The sequence below is a fragment of the Mesorhizobium sp. M7A.F.Ca.MR.362.00.0.0 genome, from assembly GCF_004023175.1.
Taxonomy (GTDB): domain Bacteria; phylum Pseudomonadota; class Alphaproteobacteria; order Rhizobiales; family Rhizobiaceae; genus Mesorhizobium.
Map to the genome: position 1 here is coordinate 869 of NZ_RZTF01000500.1, position 610 is coordinate 1,478.

1 pseudogene (only partly in view) is annotated in these 610 nt (G+C 61.3%); it reads right to left on the reverse strand.

Going from position 1 to position 610, the window contains the following annotated elements:
- Nucleotides 1-131: 131 nt before the first annotated feature.
- A pseudogene (gene gap, locus EOC06_RS33920) lies at nt 132-610 on the reverse strand (type I glyceraldehyde-3-phosphate dehydrogenase); it runs 547 nt beyond the window's last position.

Sequence of the window (610 nt, forward strand, 5' to 3'; positions counted from 1 at the left end):
TTTTTGGCCTATGCCGCTGATTTTCGGATGTTTTGGCGCGCAGGACACAAATTGGGAAGGCGCAAACTGCGCTCATGAAAAACGCCCGGGCAAAGCCGGGCGTTCCAAGTCTCGAAAAGAGAGTTTTGTGATCAGGCGATGGTCTTGCCGAAGGCGACCGATGTGTCGCCCATGCGGTTGGAGAAACCCCATTCATTGTCGTACCAGGACAGCACCGATACGAAGTTGCCGTCCATCACCTTGGTCTGGTCGAGCGCCATGATCGAGGAGCGCGGATCGTGGTTGAAGTCGATCGACACGTTCGGGTGATGGGTGACGCCGAGAATGCCCTTGAGCTTGCCGTTGGAGGCGGCGATCACCGCGTCGTTGATCTCCTGCACCGTGGTCGACCGCTTGGCGATGAACTTGAAGTCGACGACCGAGACGTTCGGGGTCGGCACGCGGATCGAGATGCCGTCGAGCTTGCCCTTGAGGTCGGGCAGCACCAGCCCGATCGCCTTGGCGGCGCCGGTCGAGGTCGGGATCTGCGACAGGGCGGCGGCGCGGGCGCGGTAGAGATCCTTGTGCATGGTGTCCAGCGTCGGCTGGTCGCCGGTGTAGGAGTGGATCG